The sequence below is a fragment of the Pseudomonas sp. ok272 genome (assembly GCF_900109995.1).
In the GTDB taxonomy this organism is placed as follows: Bacteria; Pseudomonadota; Gammaproteobacteria; order Pseudomonadales; family Pseudomonadaceae; genus Aquipseudomonas.
Genome location: NZ_FOCB01000001.1, coordinates 51,080 through 64,159 on the forward strand (window position 1 = coordinate 51,080; position 13,080 = coordinate 64,159).

At 59.4% G+C, this 13,080-nt stretch carries 18 protein-coding genes and 1 pseudogene; 9 read left to right on the forward strand and 10 right to left on the reverse strand.

The features are described from left to right. Positions 1–100: 100 nt before the first annotated feature. Positions 101–184 (forward strand): annotated as a pseudogene (locus BMW74_RS24465) (Fe-Mn family superoxide dismutase); the annotation flags it as partial. Positions 185–220: 36 nt separating this feature from the next. On the opposite strand, the gene BMW74_RS00210 reads toward BMW74_RS24465, so the two are convergent. From BMW74_RS00210 to BMW74_RS00255, 10 genes are all read right to left on the reverse strand, one after another. Further along, on the reverse strand, positions 221–493 hold the full coding sequence (locus tag BMW74_RS00210) for an HPr family phosphocarrier protein (RefSeq protein WP_093411884.1): 273 nt from the start codon (positions 491–493) through the stop codon (positions 221–223). Positions 494–508: 15 nt separating this feature from the next. Beyond that, entirely contained in the window at positions 509–1,366 is an 858-nt protein-coding gene (gene rapZ / locus BMW74_RS00215; RefSeq protein ID WP_093411888.1) for an RNase adapter RapZ, read from the reverse strand. A gap of 2 nt (positions 1,367–1,368) precedes the next feature. After that, positions 1,369–1,833, reverse strand: a complete 465-nt coding sequence (gene ptsN, locus BMW74_RS00220) for a PTS IIA-like nitrogen regulatory protein PtsN (protein ID WP_093411891.1) — start codon at positions 1,831–1,833, stop codon at positions 1,369–1,371. 12 nt (positions 1,834–1,845) lie between these two features. Beyond that, positions 1,846–2,154, reverse strand: coding sequence for a ribosome hibernation-promoting factor, HPF/YfiA family (hpf, locus tag BMW74_RS00225; protein ID WP_093411894.1), 309 nt, complete (start codon positions 2,152–2,154; stop codon positions 1,846–1,848). 78 nt (positions 2,155–2,232) lie between these two features. After that, positions 2,233–3,726: an RNA polymerase factor sigma-54 gene (locus tag BMW74_RS00230; RefSeq protein ID WP_093411897.1), complete on the reverse strand. Its 1,494-nt coding sequence runs from the start codon at positions 3,724–3,726 to the stop codon at positions 2,233–2,235. 182 nt (positions 3,727–3,908) lie between these two features. Then, positions 3,909–4,634 (reverse strand): LPS export ABC transporter ATP-binding protein, encoded by a 726-nt coding sequence (gene lptB / locus BMW74_RS00235; RefSeq protein WP_093411900.1) that lies wholly within the window; start codon positions 4,632–4,634, stop codon positions 3,909–3,911. Then, positions 4,634–5,182, reverse strand: a complete 549-nt coding sequence (gene lptA, locus BMW74_RS00240; RefSeq protein WP_093411903.1) for a lipopolysaccharide transport periplasmic protein LptA — start codon at positions 5,180–5,182, stop codon at positions 4,634–4,636. Before lptA ends, lptB begins: the two co-directional genes overlap by 1 nt. Continuing rightward, positions 5,169–5,741, reverse strand: a complete 573-nt coding sequence (gene lptC / locus BMW74_RS00245; protein ID WP_093411906.1) for an LPS export ABC transporter periplasmic protein LptC — start codon at positions 5,739–5,741, stop codon at positions 5,169–5,171. The genes lptA and lptC overlap by 14 nt, the downstream gene beginning before the upstream one ends. Before the next feature lie 7 nt (positions 5,742–5,748). After that, complete coding sequence (locus BMW74_RS00250) at positions 5,749–6,273, reverse strand: KdsC family phosphatase (protein WP_093411909.1); 525 nt, start codon at positions 6,271–6,273, stop codon at positions 5,749–5,751. Then, a complete protein-coding gene (locus BMW74_RS00255) occupies positions 6,273–7,247 on the reverse strand; it encodes a KpsF/GutQ family sugar-phosphate isomerase (RefSeq protein ID WP_093411912.1) in 975 nt (324 codons plus the stop codon). The genes BMW74_RS00250 and BMW74_RS00255 overlap by 1 nt, the downstream gene beginning before the upstream one ends. A gap of 279 nt (positions 7,248–7,526) precedes the next feature. Here BMW74_RS00255 and BMW74_RS00260 point away from each other — a divergent pair, with 279 nt between their 5' ends. The 8 genes from BMW74_RS00260 (at position 7,527) to hisG (ending at position 12,963) form a co-directional block, all read left to right on the forward strand. Further along, on the forward strand, positions 7,527–8,336 hold the full coding sequence (locus tag BMW74_RS00260) for an ATP-binding cassette domain-containing protein (protein ID WP_093411915.1): 810 nt from the start codon (positions 7,527–7,529) through the stop codon (positions 8,334–8,336). Continuing rightward, positions 8,336–9,133, forward strand: a complete 798-nt coding sequence (gene mlaE, locus BMW74_RS00265; protein ID WP_093411918.1) for a lipid asymmetry maintenance ABC transporter permease subunit MlaE — start codon at positions 8,336–8,338, stop codon at positions 9,131–9,133. The genes BMW74_RS00260 and mlaE overlap by 1 nt, the downstream gene beginning before the upstream one ends. Next, on the forward strand, positions 9,133–9,600 hold the full coding sequence (mlaD, locus tag BMW74_RS00270; RefSeq protein WP_093411919.1) for an outer membrane lipid asymmetry maintenance protein MlaD: 468 nt from the start codon (positions 9,133–9,135) through the stop codon (positions 9,598–9,600). Before mlaE ends, mlaD begins: the two co-directional genes overlap by 1 nt. A gap of 11 nt (positions 9,601–9,611) precedes the next feature. After that, entirely contained in the window at positions 9,612–10,256 is a 645-nt protein-coding gene (locus BMW74_RS00275) for an MlaC/ttg2D family ABC transporter substrate-binding protein (protein WP_093411921.1), read from the forward strand. Continuing rightward, a complete protein-coding gene (locus tag BMW74_RS00280) occupies positions 10,253–10,558 on the forward strand; it encodes an STAS domain-containing protein (protein WP_093411923.1) in 306 nt (101 codons plus the stop codon). The genes BMW74_RS00275 and BMW74_RS00280 overlap by 4 nt, the downstream gene beginning before the upstream one ends. 115 nt (positions 10,559–10,673) lie before the next feature. Further along, complete coding sequence (locus BMW74_RS00285; protein ID WP_003439919.1) at positions 10,674–10,913, forward strand: BolA family protein; 240 nt, start codon at positions 10,674–10,676, stop codon at positions 10,911–10,913. A gap of 22 nt (positions 10,914–10,935) precedes the next feature. After that, positions 10,936–12,201: a UDP-N-acetylglucosamine 1-carboxyvinyltransferase gene (gene murA, locus BMW74_RS00290; RefSeq protein WP_093411926.1), complete on the forward strand. Its 1,266-nt coding sequence runs from the start codon at positions 10,936–10,938 to the stop codon at positions 12,199–12,201. Between the two features lie 126 nt (positions 12,202–12,327). Then, entirely contained in the window at positions 12,328–12,963 is a 636-nt protein-coding gene (gene hisG / locus BMW74_RS00295; RefSeq protein WP_093411929.1) for an ATP phosphoribosyltransferase, read from the forward strand. Positions 12,964–13,080 lie beyond the last annotated feature (117 nt).

Consider the following 13,080-nt stretch of genomic DNA (forward strand, 5'->3'; position numbering starts at 1 on the left):
TGGCGAGCAACCGGTTGTTTAAGTGAGCAGCATTACGCTGTGGTAGGCCTTGCCACCGTTGAAGGTACCGCGTTTGCCGAGTGGCCGGTGGCGCGCCTGGGCCATCGACGAGCAACTGGGCGGGTTCGACACCTTCAAGGATGCCTTCAGCAAGGCCGCCCCGACGCGCTTTGGCAGTGGTTGGGAAGACCCAGGTGATGGATGCCGCGTTGGGGGAGGGCTACTCGCCTTCGTCGAAGAAGTTGTTGATCAGCGCCGCGAGCGCGTCCAACGCTTCCTGTTCCTGCTCGCCTTCAGTCTTCAGATGAATCTTGGTGCCTTTGCCAGCAGCCAGCATCATCATCGCCATGATGCTCTTGCCGTCGACCATGGACTCGGGCGTGCGACCAGCCCGGATCTGGCAGGGAAACTGGCCGGCAACGCCGACGAACTTGGCGGACGCCCGGGCGTGCAGGCCCAGTTTGTTGATGATTTCGATTTCCAGAGCAGGCATCGCGGTGTGAATCCTTTAGCTAAGGTCGCGGTGGCGGACCTGGACGTTCTTCAAGGTTTTTTGCAGGAGCTGACCCAGGCGTTCGGTCAGGTAGACGGAGCGGTGATGCCCGCCGGTGCAGCCGATGGCAATCGTGACATAGGCGCGATTGCTGGCGGCAAAGCGGGGTAGCCATTTGAGCAGGTAGCTGGAAATGTCCTGGAACATTTCTTCGACGTCCGGTTGGGCAGCCAGGTAGTCGGCCACGGGTTGATCAAGTCCCGACTGGGCGCGCAGTTCTGGCTTCCAGTAGGGATTGGGCAGGCAGCGCACATCGAATACCAGGTCGGCGTCGACGGGCATACCGCGCTTGAAGCCAAACGACTCGACCAGGAACGCGGTCCCTGGTTCCGGCTGGTTCAGTAGGCGCAACTTGATGGTGTCGCGCAACTGGTACAGGTTCAGGTTGGTGGTGTTGACCTTGAGGTCGGCCAGGTCGGCAATCGGCCCCAGCAGGTGGGTTTCATCCTGAATGGCTTCGGCCAGCGAGCGATTGGCACTGCTCAGCGGGTGGCGGCGGCGGGTTTCGGAGAAACGCTTGAGCAGGGTCTCTTCGTCGGCGTCCAGGTACAGCACATCGCATTGGATGTGCCGGCTGCGGACTTCTTCCAGCAGTTCGGGAAAGCGAGTCAGGTGACTGGGCAGGTTGCGCGCATCGATGGACACCGCCACCAGCGGCTGTGCCAGCTCATTGTGGATCAGTGCGCGTTCAGCCAGCTCAGGCAGCAAGCCGGCGGGCAGGTTGTCGATGCAGTAGTAGCCGTTGTCCTCCAGTACATCGAGGGCAGTGCTTTTACCGGAGCCGGAACGGCCGCTGACAATGATCAGGCGCATGATTAGTGACCGTTCTGCTCATCCAGGACAACCTGGTACAAGGCTTCATTGCTGGTAGCGCTGCGCAGGCGATCACGCACTTCCTTGCGGTCCAGCATGCTGGCGATCTGGCGAAGCAGTTCCAGGTGCGCATCGGTAGCGGCCTGGGGCACCAGCAATACAAACAGCAGGTCCACCGGAGCGCCGTCGATGGCGTCGAAATCAATAGGCGCATCCAGGTGCATCAAGGCGCTGATGGGCGACTCGCAGCCTTTGAGGCGACAGTGAGGGATGGCGATGCCGTTGCCAAAACCGGTCGAGCCGAGTTTTTCACGGGCAATCAGGGCCTCGAAGACATCTTGCATCTCCAGATCCGGGACTTCCCGGGCGATCAGGTTGGCAATTTGCTCGAGTGCGCGTTTTTTACTGCCGCCCGGCACGTTCACCAAGGAACGGCCGGGGGTCAGGATGTTTTCAAGTCGGATCATGGGTTGGGGGTGTTAACGACCGGTCGCGCCCTGGAGGAGGCTCTGGGTCTTTTCCTTATGCTTTTTGAGTTGGCGATCCAGTTTGTCGGTCAGCAGGTCAATCGCAGCATACATGTCGTTATGCTCGGCGTTGGCGACGACCTCTCCACCGTGAATATGCAGTGTGGCTTCGATCTTCTGCAAAAGCTTCTCGACCGTCATCGTGACCTGCACGTTGGTGATCTTGTCGAAGTGGCGCTCCAGTCGGTCGAGTTTTTCGCCGATGTAGGCCCGCAGAGGTTCGGTTACTTCCAGTTGGTGTCCACTGATGTTGACTTGCATACAGCTTCTCCTTCGTTGCCAGTGCATAAAGCGGCAGGCCGAAATGCCTGCCACTGGAACGCTGTAACGTGGTCCAGCCTACATCAACCGCTTCCGTTCGCTGGAGGGCGAAATCCCGAGGGATTCACGGTATTTGGCGACTGTACGGCGGGCCACCTGAATGCCTTGTGCCTCCAGTAAACCAGCGATCTTGCTGTCACTCAACGGCTTTTTCTGATTTTCCGCCGCGACCAGTTTTTTGATGATCGCGCGGATCGCCGTGGACGAGCATTCGCCGCCCTCGGAGGTGCTGACGTGGCTGGAGAAAAAGTATTTCAACTCATAGATACCCCGTGGGGTATGCATGAATTTTTGCGTGGTCACCCGTGAAATGGTCGACTCGTGCATGCCAACCGCTTCAGCGATGTCATGCAGCACCAGGGGCTTCATGGCTTCATCGCCATACTCGAGAAAGCCGCGTTGGTGTTCGACGATCTGGGTGGCCACTTTCATCAGGGTTTCGTTGCGGCTCTGCAGGCTCTTGATGAACCAGCGTGCTTCCTGCAACTGATTGCGCATGAAGGTGTTGTCGGCGCTGGTATCGGCGCGACGGACGAAACCTGCATATTGCGGGTTGACCCGCAGTCGCGGTACCGACTCCTGGTTCAGTTCGACAAGCCAACGCTCGTTGTCCTTGCGCACGATCACGTCGGGAACCACGTACTCGGCTTCACTCGACTCGATTTGCGAGCCCGGACGCGGGTTGAGGCTTTGCACCCGTTCGATGACCTGGCGCAGTTCGTCTTCCTTGAGCTTCATGCGGCGCATGAGCTGGCTGTAGTCGCGGCTGCCGAGTAAGTCGATGTAGTCGCTGACCAGGCGCTTGGCTTCTGCCAGCCAAGGGGTCTTGGCGGGCAGTTGGCGCAATTGCAGCAACAGGCATTCACCCAGGTTGCGAGCGCCGATACCGGCGGGTTCGAATTGCTGGATGCGATGCAGGACGGCTTCGATCTCGTCCAGTTCGATGTCCAGTTCCGGGTCGAACGCCTCGAGAATCTCTTCGAGGGTTTCGTCCAGGTAGCCCTGGGTGTTGATGCAGTCGATCAGGGTTACGGCGATCAGCCGGTCGGTGTCGGACATCGGTGCCAGGTTCAGTTGCCAGAGCAGGTGGCTTTGCAGACTTTCACCGACCGAGGTGCGGGTGGTGAAGTCCCACTCGTCGTCATCGTTGCTGGGCAGGCTGCTGGCGCTGGTCTGGTAGACGTCTTCCCAGGCGGTGTCGACGGGCAGTTCGTTCGGGATGCGCTCGTTCCATTCGCCTTCCTCGAGGTTATCCACCGTGGGGGCGGTTTCCTGGTAGGAGGGTTCCTGGATGTCGGTATTGGGTTTGTGCTCGATGTTGTCCGCCATCGGGTCGGCGTTATCGAAGTCGTCGCCTTCTTCCTGGCGTTCGAGCATCGGATTGGACTCCAATGCTTCCTGGATTTCCTGCTGCAGGTCCAGGGTCGACAATTGGAGCAGGCGGATGGCCTGTTGCAGCTGCGGTGTCATCGTCAGCTGCTGGCCCATTCTCAAGACTAGCGATGGTTTCATGGCTGGGGCTTAACACCTTATTCGCCGGCGCACGTGCGCCATCCACTACAGGGCGCCGAGGCGCCAAACTTAAGCAAATTATATGCCTGAAACTGAAGTGTTTGCCTAGAGCGCCGCGACAATAAAAACATTCATGGATTCATTGACATTGCGTCCAGGCGACTGGCTCGGGCCTTGCGTGCTTAGAGTCGGAACTCGTGGCCCAGATACACTTCCTTGACCAGCTCGTTGGCCAGGATGGTTTCGGCATCGCCTTCGGCAATCAGTTGGCCGTCGTTGACGATGTAGGCGGTCTCGCAGATGTCCAGGGTCTCGCGCACGTTGTGGTCGGTGATCAGGACGCCGATGCCCTTGGCCTTGAGGTGGTGGATGATCTGCTTGATGTCACCTACCGAGATCGGGTCCACGCCGGCGAAGGGTTCGTCGAGCAGGATGAACTTGGGTGCAGTGGCCAGGGCGCGAGCGATTTCCACGCGGCGACGTTCGCCACCGGACAGGCTCATGCCCAGGTTGTCGCGAATATGGTTGATGTGGAACTCCTGGAGCAGGCTTTCCAGTTCTTTGCGACGAGCGGCCTTGTCGAGTTCCTTGCGGGTTTCGAGGATGGCCATGATGTTGTCGGCTACCGACAGTTTGCGGAAGATCGACGCTTCTTGCGGAAGATAACCGATGCCGGCTCGGGCGCGACCGTGCATGGGCTGGTGGCTGACATCCAGGTCATCGATCAGGACGCGGCCCTGATCGGCCTGGACCAGGCCAACGATCATGTAGAAGCAGGTGGTCTTGCCGGCGCCGTTCGGGCCCAGCAGGCCGACGATCTGGCCGCTGTCGATGGACAGGCTGACGTCACGCACGACCTGGCGGCTCTTGTAGCTCTTGGCCAGATGCTGAGCTTTCAGAGTTGCCATTAGTGGGCCTTATTCTCGTCGGTTTTTTGCTTCGCCGGGATCATCATGTCGATTCGAGGCTGAGGTGTGGTGACCGAAGTGCCGTTGGCGCGACCCGCTTGGGCAATCTGCTTGGCGGTGTCGTAGACGATTTTCTCGCCTTCTGTGGTGCCGCCATCGCTGTTGATCACTTTGGCCCGATCGATCAGCACGATGCGATTCTGCTGGGCATGGTACTGGATGGTCTTGCCATAGCCCTTGACGGGCTGCACGTCGGTGGCCTTCTGCTTCTGTTCGAAGTACGCCAGGTTGCCCACCGACGTCACGACATCGATTTGGCCGTCCTTGGTGCGGGTGATGGTCACGGTGTTGCCGAGAACCTTCATCGAGCCCTGGGTGATGATCACATCACCCTTGTAGGTGGCGATGCCTTGCTTGTCGTCCAGTTGAGCGTCGTCAGCCTGAATGCGGATAGGTTGTTCGCTATCGTTCGGCAGGGCCCAGGCGCTCACGCTTCCCAGTGCTGCGCCCAGACTGAGCAAAATAGGGAGGGTTTTAACGAGCCTCATACTGTCCTCTTACGTTCGATAGCAGGTGTATCCTGCTTTCCTTCAGGTACGCTTTCATGCCAACGCCGGTCGATACACCATTAGCACCGTCGATTCTAACGGCTTGCTGGGTCTGCGCATATTGCTGCTGCGGGAATACTGTCATGCGGCTGCTGGTAATGACCATCGTGCGATTCTTTTCATCGGTGCGCGCAATGCGTACCGCATCAATCAGCTCAACCTCGGTGCCACCTGAATTGACTTCGCCACGCTTGCTCTGGACGTGCCAGGGGAATTCGGTGCCGCGAAACATATTCAGGTCAGGGTTGGTCAACAGGGTGACGTCGCTGGCCTTGAGGTGTTCGACTTTGTCCGATGTCAGGTCGTATTGCAGCCTGCCGTCTGGCAGGTACTGCACGCTACGGGCATTGGTGGCGTAGTAGTCGATTTCGCTTTCGTTGACGGTTGCGACGGGCTTGTCGAGGAAGCGCTCGGGGCTGATGTTCCAGTAGCCTACTGCCGCGAACAGCGCAGCAATCGCGGTAAAGAGCACAATGTTGCGAAACTTTTTACTCAGCATAAAGGGCTCACAGGTACGCGGCGTTGGCCGCTTCTAGGTTGCCTTGGGCGCGCAGGATCAGTTCGCAGAATTCACGGGCGGCACCTTCGCCGCCACGGGCTTGGGTAATGCCATGGGCGTGCTCGCGCACGAAGCTGGCAGCGTTGGCAACGGCCATGCCCAATCCGACGCGGCGAATGACCGGCAGGTCTGGCAGGTCGTCGCCCAGGTAGGCGACCTGTTCGTAGTTTAGGCCCAGTTCAGCCAACAGGCCGTCAAGTACCACAAGTTTGTCCTCGCGACCCTGATACAGGTGCGGGATGCCGAGGTTCTTGGCGCGTCGCTCCACGACCGGGGTCTTGCGCCCACTGATGATGGCCGTTGTTACGCCGGTGGCCATGAGCATCTTGATGCCCTGGCCGTCGAGGGTGTTGAACGTCTTGAACTCACTGCCATCTTCGAGGAAGTACAGGCGTCCATCCGTCAGTACGCCATCGACGTCGAAGACTGCCAGCTTGATGTTTGCGCCGCGTTTGAGCAGATCGTCGTTCATTACATTACCCCGGCACGCAGCAAGTCGTGCATGTTCAAGGCGCCCACGGGGCGGTCCTCGCTGTCGACCACGACCAGTGCACTGATTTTATGGTCTTCCATGATTTTCAGGGCTTCGGCGGCGAGCATCTCTGCGCGCGCGGTCTTGCCGTGGTGGGTCATGACGTCATCGATGATCGCTTGATGGATGTCGATCGCCCGGTCCAGGGTGCGACGCAGGTCGCCGTCGGTGAAAATCCCCGCCAGCTTGCCGTCGGGTTCCAGGACCACGGTCATGCCCAGGCCCTTGCGGGTCATTTCCATCAGGGCGTACTTGAGGGGGGTGCCGCGTACGACTTGCGGCAGTTCCTGGCCGTCGTGCATGACGTTTTCCACTTTCAGTAGCAAGCGCCGGCCCAGTGCTCCGCCGGGGTGGGAAAAGGCGAAATCCTCGGCGGTAAAGCCGCGAGCTTCCAGCAGGGCAACAGCCAAGGCATCGCCCATGACCAGCGCAGCGGTAGTCGATGAGGTCGGTGCCAGGTTCAGGGGGCAGGCCTCGTGCTCGACGTGCACATTGAGATTCACCTCGGCGGCCTTGGCCAGTGCCGAGTCAGGGTTGCCGGTCAGGCTGATCAGTTGGATGCCCAGGCGCTTGATCAACGGCAGCAGGGTAATGATTTCGTGGGTGGAGCCGGAGTTCGACAGGGCGAGGATGATGTCGTCGCGGGTGATCATGCCCATGTCGCCGTGGCTGGCCTCGGCGGGGTGCACGAAGAACGACGTGGTGCCGGTGCTGGCCAGGGTTGCGGCAATTTTGTTACCGATGTGCCCGGACTTGCCCATGCCTACCACGACTACTCGGCCTTTGCTGGCCAAAATCATCTCGCAGGCACGTACGAAATCCGGGCCGATCTGGGCCAGCAAGCCCTGTACGGCTTCAAGCTCAAGGCGAATCGTACGCTGTGCGGATTGAATGAGGTCGTTGGACTGGCTCATGTCTGAAATCAAATAGCCTGATGAAAAGGGGGCGATTATAGCGGTATTGATCAAATCCCTCACGTTTGTTCGTCATGCATTCTTCCGGCGAGCCCCGCCAAACACTCAAAGCGACGGCTTTTTGCTTGTCGGTAAGCTGAACTGCGCAGGCTTTGGCCTTGGGCGCACTGTATGAGCAGTGATATAGTCCACCGCCAGTTCGGCCTGACCAAGATGTTAATGTGCTCTCGGCAGGGAGCGCGGCGTCCGAGTGAAAGGCTTGCATCGCAAGGAGTTAAGATGAGTGCCGATAGCGCCTACGCGGTCGAGCTGAAGGGAGTGACCTTCAAGCGCGGCGCGCGCAGTATTTTCAATAATGTCGATATTCGCATTCCGCGTGGCAAGGTTACCGGCATCATGGGACCTTCCGGCTGCGGAAAAACCACGCTGTTGCGCCTGATGGGCGCTCAGTTGCGCCCTTCGGGCGGTGAAGTGTGGGTCAACGGGCAGAACCTGCCCAAGCTGTCGCGCAGCGATCTGTTCGATGCGCGCAAGCACATGGGCGTGCTGTTCCAGAGCGGTGCCTTGTTCACTGATCTCGACGTGTTCGAAAACGTCGCATTCCCGTTGCGCGTCCACACCCAGCTCCCGGAAGAAATGATCCGTGACATCGTGCTGATGAAGCTCCAGGCGGTTGGCTTGCGTGGCGCCATCGATCTGATGCCGGACGAACTGTCCGGCGGGATGAAGCGCCGCGTCGCACTGGCGCGAGCGATTGCCCTGGACCCCCAGATCCTCATGTACGACGAACCCTTTGTTGGGCAGGACCCCATCGCCATGGGGGTTTTGGTGCGCCTGATCCGTCTGCTCAATGATGCCCTGGGCATCACCAGTGTCGTGGTTTCTCACGACTTGGCAGAAACCGCGAGCATTGCCGACTACCTGTATGTGGTGGGTGACGGCCAGGTGCTGGGGCAGGGGACGCCTGCCGAGCTGATGGACTCCGACAACCCACGCATTCGCCAATTCATGACAGGCGATCCTGACGGGCCGGTACCGTTCCACTTTCCAGCGACGGACTACCGCGCAGATCTTCTGGGGAAGCGCTGATGCGCAAGACTTCATTAATAGAGAGAGTTCGTCGATTCGGCCTGGCCGCCATCGACAGCTTGGCGGTGCTGGGTCGTTCATCGCTGTTCCTGTTTCACGCCCTGTTGGGGCGCGGCGGGATTGGCGGCGGCTTCGGCTTGCTGGTCAAGCAGTTGCATTCGATTGGCGTAATGTCCCTGGTGATCATCGTGGTCTCCGGGATCTTCATCGGCATGGTGCTGGCGCTGCAAGGTTTCAATATCCTGTCCAGCTACGGCTCGGAGCAGGCGGTGGGGCAGATGGTGGCGCTGACGCTGCTGCGCGAATTGGGCCCGGTGGTCACGGCCTTGCTGTTTGCCGGTCGTGCCGGTTCGGCATTGACCGCTGAAATCGGCAACATGAAATCCACCGAGCAGTTGTCCAGCCTGGAAATGATAGGTGTCGACCCGCTCAAGTACATCATTGCCCCCCGTCTTTGGGCTGGCTTCATTTCCCTGCCGCTGCTGGCGATGATTTTCAGCGTGGTGGGTATCTGGGGTGGTTCCTGGGTGGCTGTCGACTGGCTAGGGGTGTATGACGGCTCCTACTGGTCGAACATGCAGAACAGCGTGACGTTCAGCGGCGACGTGCTCAATGGCATTATCAAGAGCATCGTCTTTGCCTTTGTCGTGACCTGGATTGCCGTATTCCAAGGCTATGACTGTGAGCCCACCTCAGAGGGAATCAGTCGTGCCACTACCAAAACCGTGGTGTATGCCTCGTTGGCCGTACTCGGCCTGGACTTTATTCTGACCGCCTTGATGTTTGGAGATTTCTGATGCAAAACCGCACCCTGGAAATCGGTGTCGGCCTTTTCTTGCTGGCTGGCATCCTGGCTTTACTGTTGCTTGCCCTGCGGGTCAGTGGACTGTCCCCGGTTTCGAGCAATGACAGCTATAAACTTTACGCGTACTTCGACAATATCGCTGGTTTGACGGTCAGATCGAAAGTGACCATGGCCGGTGTGACCATCGGTAAGGTCACGGCCATCGATCTGGATCGCGACAACTTCACCGGCCGAGTGACCATGCAGCTGGAAAAACGTGTCGATAATCTGCCGACCGACTCCACTGCATCTATTCTCACGGCTGGCCTGTTGGGCGAGAAGTACATCGGCATCAGTGTTGGCGGCGAAGATACCTTGCTCAAGGATGGCGGGACTATCCATGACACGCAGTCGTCGCTGGTGCTCGAAGACCTGATCGGTAAGTTCCTGCTCAATACCGTGAGTAAAGACGCTAAATGAGGAGTTTCTCCATGATCTCTACCTTGCGACGTAGCCTGTTGGTGCTGTTGGCCGCCCTGCCGTTGATGGCGAATGCCGTGGCTGCGCCTTCGGCGCACGATCTGGTCACTGACACGACCCAACGTTTGCTCGCGGACCTTGCGGCCAACAAAGAAAAGTACAAGCAGGATCCACAAGGCTTCTACGACGCGCTGAACACGATCGTCGGGCCGGTGGTGGATGCCGATGGCATCTCCAAGAGCATCATGACGGTCAAGTACTCGCGCAAGGCCACGCCTGAGCAGATGAAGACCTTTGCCGAGAACTTCAAGAAGGGCTTGTTCCAGTTCTATGGCAACGCCTTGCTGGAGTACAACAACCAGGGCATCACCGTTGATCCCGCCAAGGATGAATCGGGCGACCGCACCAGTGTCGGCATGACGGTCAAGGGCAGTAATGGCGCGGTCTATCCCGTGTCCTACACCCTGGAAAAGATCAACGGCGAGTGGAAGCTGCGCAACGTGATCATCAATGGCATCAACATTGGCAAGCTGTTCCGTGACCAGTTCGCCGATGCCATGCAGCGCAATGGCAACGACCTGGACAAGACCATCAATGGTTGGGCCGGGGAAGTGGCCAAGGCCAAGCAAGCCACTGAAGAGAATAAAGCCCAATGAGTGACTCGGCCATCCGCCTGGGCGAGGCCGGTGAGCTGATGCTCAGCGGCGTGCTCGATTACCGCACCGGGCCGGCCTTGCGCAAGCAGGGCCAGGCCTTGATCAAGTCGAGCAAGGCCGGCGCCATGGTGCTCGATTGTTCGGGTGTGGAGAAATCCAGCAGTGTCGGTTTGTCGCTGCTGTTGTCGTTCATGCGTGATGCGGCAGCCGGTGGCAAGGGGGTGAGTATCCGTGCACTGCCCGAAGACATGCGTGAAATTGCCCAGGTCTCGGGCCTGACTGAGCTGTTGGCGCACCCTTAATTACCATCTATCCAAAAAGCCCCCCGTCAGAGTCCTGCTATGCGGGGTTCGCAGGCGCGGGGCTTTTTTGTATGATGTCCGACCCGTGCGCACAAGGCGCCGATTGAGGTTGAGCATGCAGGCCGTAGAAGTTAAGAGCTTCCTTGAGGGAAAACTCCCCGGAACTCAGGTGGAAGTTGAAGGCGAAGGCTGCAATTTCCAGCTGAACGTGATTAGCGATGAACTGGTGGCTTTGAGCCCGGTCAAGCGTCAGCAAAGCATCTATGCCCATTTGAACCCATGGATTGCCGATGGCAGTATCCATGCGGTCACTATGAAATTTTTCAGCAGCGCGGCCTGGGCCGAGCGCACCTGAGCCCAAGGGCGTCGAGATTCTTATGGATAAATTGATTATTACCGGTGGCGTTCGTCTTGATGGCGAAATCCGCATCTCCGGGGCAAAGAACTCTGCCCTGCCGATCCTGGCGGCGACCCTGTTGTGTGACGGTCCAGTGACGGTCGCCAACCTGCCGCACCTGCACGACATCACGACCATGATCGAGCTGTTCGGTCGCATGGGCATTGAGCCGGTAATCGACGAGAAGCTCAGCGTCGAAATCGACCCACGTACCATCAAGACCCTGATCGCCCCGTACGAGTTGGTGAAAACCATGCGTGCCTCGATCCTGGTGCTCGGCCCGATGGTTGCGCGTTTCGGTGAAGCCGAAGTGGCGCTGCCTGGCGGTTGCGCCATCGGCTCGCGTCCGGTCGACCTGCACATCCGTGGTCTTGAAGCCATGGGCGCGACCATTGACGTGGAAGGCGGCTACATCAAGGCCAAGGCGCCGGAAGGTGGCTTGCGCGGTGCGAGCTTCTTCTTCGATACCGTCAGCGTGACCGGTACCGAGAACATCATGATGGCCGCGGCACTGGCCAACGGTCGCAGCGTGCTGCAGAACGCCGCGCGTGAGCCGGAAGTCGTCGACCTGGCGAACTTCCTCAACGCCATGGGCGCCAAGGTCCAGGGCGCAGGCACCGACACCATCACCATCGACGGTGTAAAGCGCCTGGGCACCACCACGTACCGCGTCATGCCAGACCGTATCGAAACCGGTACCTACCTGGTGGCGGCTGCCGTGACCGGTGGCCGAGTGAAGGTCAAGGACACCGATCCGACCATCCTCGAAGCGGTGCTGGAAAAGCTGCGTGAAGCAGGCGCTGAAGTCACCACCGGCGATGACTGGATCGAGCTGAACATGCACGGCAAGCGGCCTAAAGCCGTCAATGTGCGTACCGCCCCGTACCCGGCGTTCCCGACGGACATGCAAGCGCAGTTCATCTCCCTCAACGCCATTGCCGAAGGCACCGGTGCGGTGATCGAGACGATCTTCGAAAACCGCTTCATGCACGTCTACGAGCTGCACCGCATGGGCGCCAAGATCCAGGTCGAAGGCAACACGGCCATCGTCACCGGCACCGAGACCCTCAAGGGCGCGCCAGTCATGGCCACCGACCTGCGCGCGTCGGCCAGCCTGGTGATTTCGGCGCTGGTTGCCGAAGGTGACACGCTGATCGACCGCATCTACCACATAGACCGTGGTTACGAGTGCATCGAAGAGAAGCTGCAGATGCTCGGCGCGAAGATCCGCCGCGTACCGGGCTAGTCGTTGCCCGAGGGCACAGGGACGTGCCCACAGATTGTTTGAAGTCGAGCCTGTTTCAGGCTCGATGTGTGTCCGGCGCCGTTTGCGACCGGGCATCAGTAGCCTGATTAAGGACTGACGTTTCCCATGTTGACCATCGCACTGTCCAAGGGCCGCATCCTTGACGACACCCTGCCGCTTCTGGCTGAAGCGGGCATCGTGCCGACCGAGAATCCGGACAAGAGCCGCAAGCTGATCATCCCCACGACCCAGGCCGATGTGCGCTTGCTGATCGTGCGCGCCACCGATGTGCCGACCTATGTCGAGCATGGTGCCGCTGACTTGGGCGTCGCCGGTAAAGATGTGCTGATGGAATACGGTGGCCAGGGCCTGTACGAGCCACTGGACCTGCAGATTGCCCAGTGCAAGCTGATGACCGCGGGCAAGATTGGCGCCGTCGAGCCCAAGGGCCGCCTGCGCATTGCGACCAAGTTCGTCAACGTTGCCAAGCGCTACTACGCCGAACAGGGCCGTCAGGTCGATATCATCAAGCTCTACGGCTCGATGGAGCTGGCGCCGCTGATCGGCCTGGCGGACAAGATCATCGACGTGGTCGATACCGGTAACACGCTGCGGGCCAACGGCCTGGAGCCACAGGACTTCATTGCGGCCATCAGCTCCCGGCTGATCGTCAACAAGGCCTCGATGAAAATGCAGCACGCCCGTATCCAGGCGTTGATCGACACCCTGCGCCAGGCAGTGGAGTCTCGACACCGCGGCTGATTCACCTGCGTGACGCTAAGTCGCGCCCGTCTATCCGCCTCATAGCCAGAAGTCTCAGGTGCCCAAGCGGAACGACTGCGGGGGAAGGCGCGCTAACGTTTAATGACGAATCTCGCC

Coding starts and splice junctions, on each gene's coding strand:
- lptB (WP_093411900.1), bottom strand. CDS start 4,634: ATGGCAACTCTGAAAGCTCAGCATCTGGCCAAGAGCTACAAGAGCCGC.
- murA (WP_093411926.1), top strand. CDS start 10,936: ATGGATAAATTGATTATTACCGGTGGCGTTCGTCTTGATGGCGAAATC.
- BMW74_RS00250 (WP_093411909.1), bottom strand. CDS start 6,273: ATGAACGACGATCTGCTCAAACGCGGCGCAAACATCAAGCTGGCAGTC.
- mlaD (WP_093411919.1), top strand. CDS start 9,133: ATGCAAAACCGCACCCTGGAAATCGGTGTCGGCCTTTTCTTGCTGGCT.
- BMW74_RS00275 (WP_093411921.1), top strand. CDS start 9,612: ATGATCTCTACCTTGCGACGTAGCCTGTTGGTGCTGTTGGCCGCCCTG.
- BMW74_RS00285 (WP_003439919.1), top strand. CDS start 10,674: ATGCAGGCCGTAGAAGTTAAGAGCTTCCTTGAGGGAAAACTCCCCGGA.
- ptsN (WP_093411891.1), bottom strand. CDS start 1,833: ATGATCCGACTTGAAAACATCCTGACCCCCGGCCGTTCCTTGGTGAAC.
- hisG (WP_093411929.1), top strand. CDS start 12,328: ATGTTGACCATCGCACTGTCCAAGGGCCGCATCCTTGACGACACCCTG.
- BMW74_RS00210 (WP_093411884.1), bottom strand. CDS start 493: ATGCCTGCTCTGGAAATCGAAATCATCAACAAACTGGGCCTGCACGCC.
- hpf (WP_093411894.1), bottom strand. CDS start 2,154: ATGCAAGTCAACATCAGTGGACACCAACTGGAAGTAACCGAACCTCTG.
- BMW74_RS00280 (WP_093411923.1), top strand. CDS start 10,253: ATGAGTGACTCGGCCATCCGCCTGGGCGAGGCCGGTGAGCTGATGCTC.
- rapZ (WP_093411888.1), bottom strand. CDS start 1,366: ATGCGCCTGATCATTGTCAGCGGCCGTTCCGGCTCCGGTAAAAGCACT.
- BMW74_RS00230 (WP_093411897.1), bottom strand. CDS start 3,726: ATGAAACCATCGCTAGTCTTGAGAATGGGCCAGCAGCTGACGATGACA.
- mlaE (WP_093411918.1), top strand. CDS start 8,336: ATGCGCAAGACTTCATTAATAGAGAGAGTTCGTCGATTCGGCCTGGCC.
- lptC (WP_093411906.1), bottom strand. CDS start 5,741: ATGCTGAGTAAAAAGTTTCGCAACATTGTGCTCTTTACCGCGATTGCT.
- BMW74_RS00255 (WP_093411912.1), bottom strand. CDS start 7,247: ATGAGCCAGTCCAACGACCTCATTCAATCCGCACAGCGTACGATTCGC.
- BMW74_RS00260 (WP_093411915.1), top strand. CDS start 7,527: ATGAGTGCCGATAGCGCCTACGCGGTCGAGCTGAAGGGAGTGACCTTC.
- lptA (WP_093411903.1), bottom strand. CDS start 5,182: ATGAGGCTCGTTAAAACCCTCCCTATTTTGCTCAGTCTGGGCGCAGCA.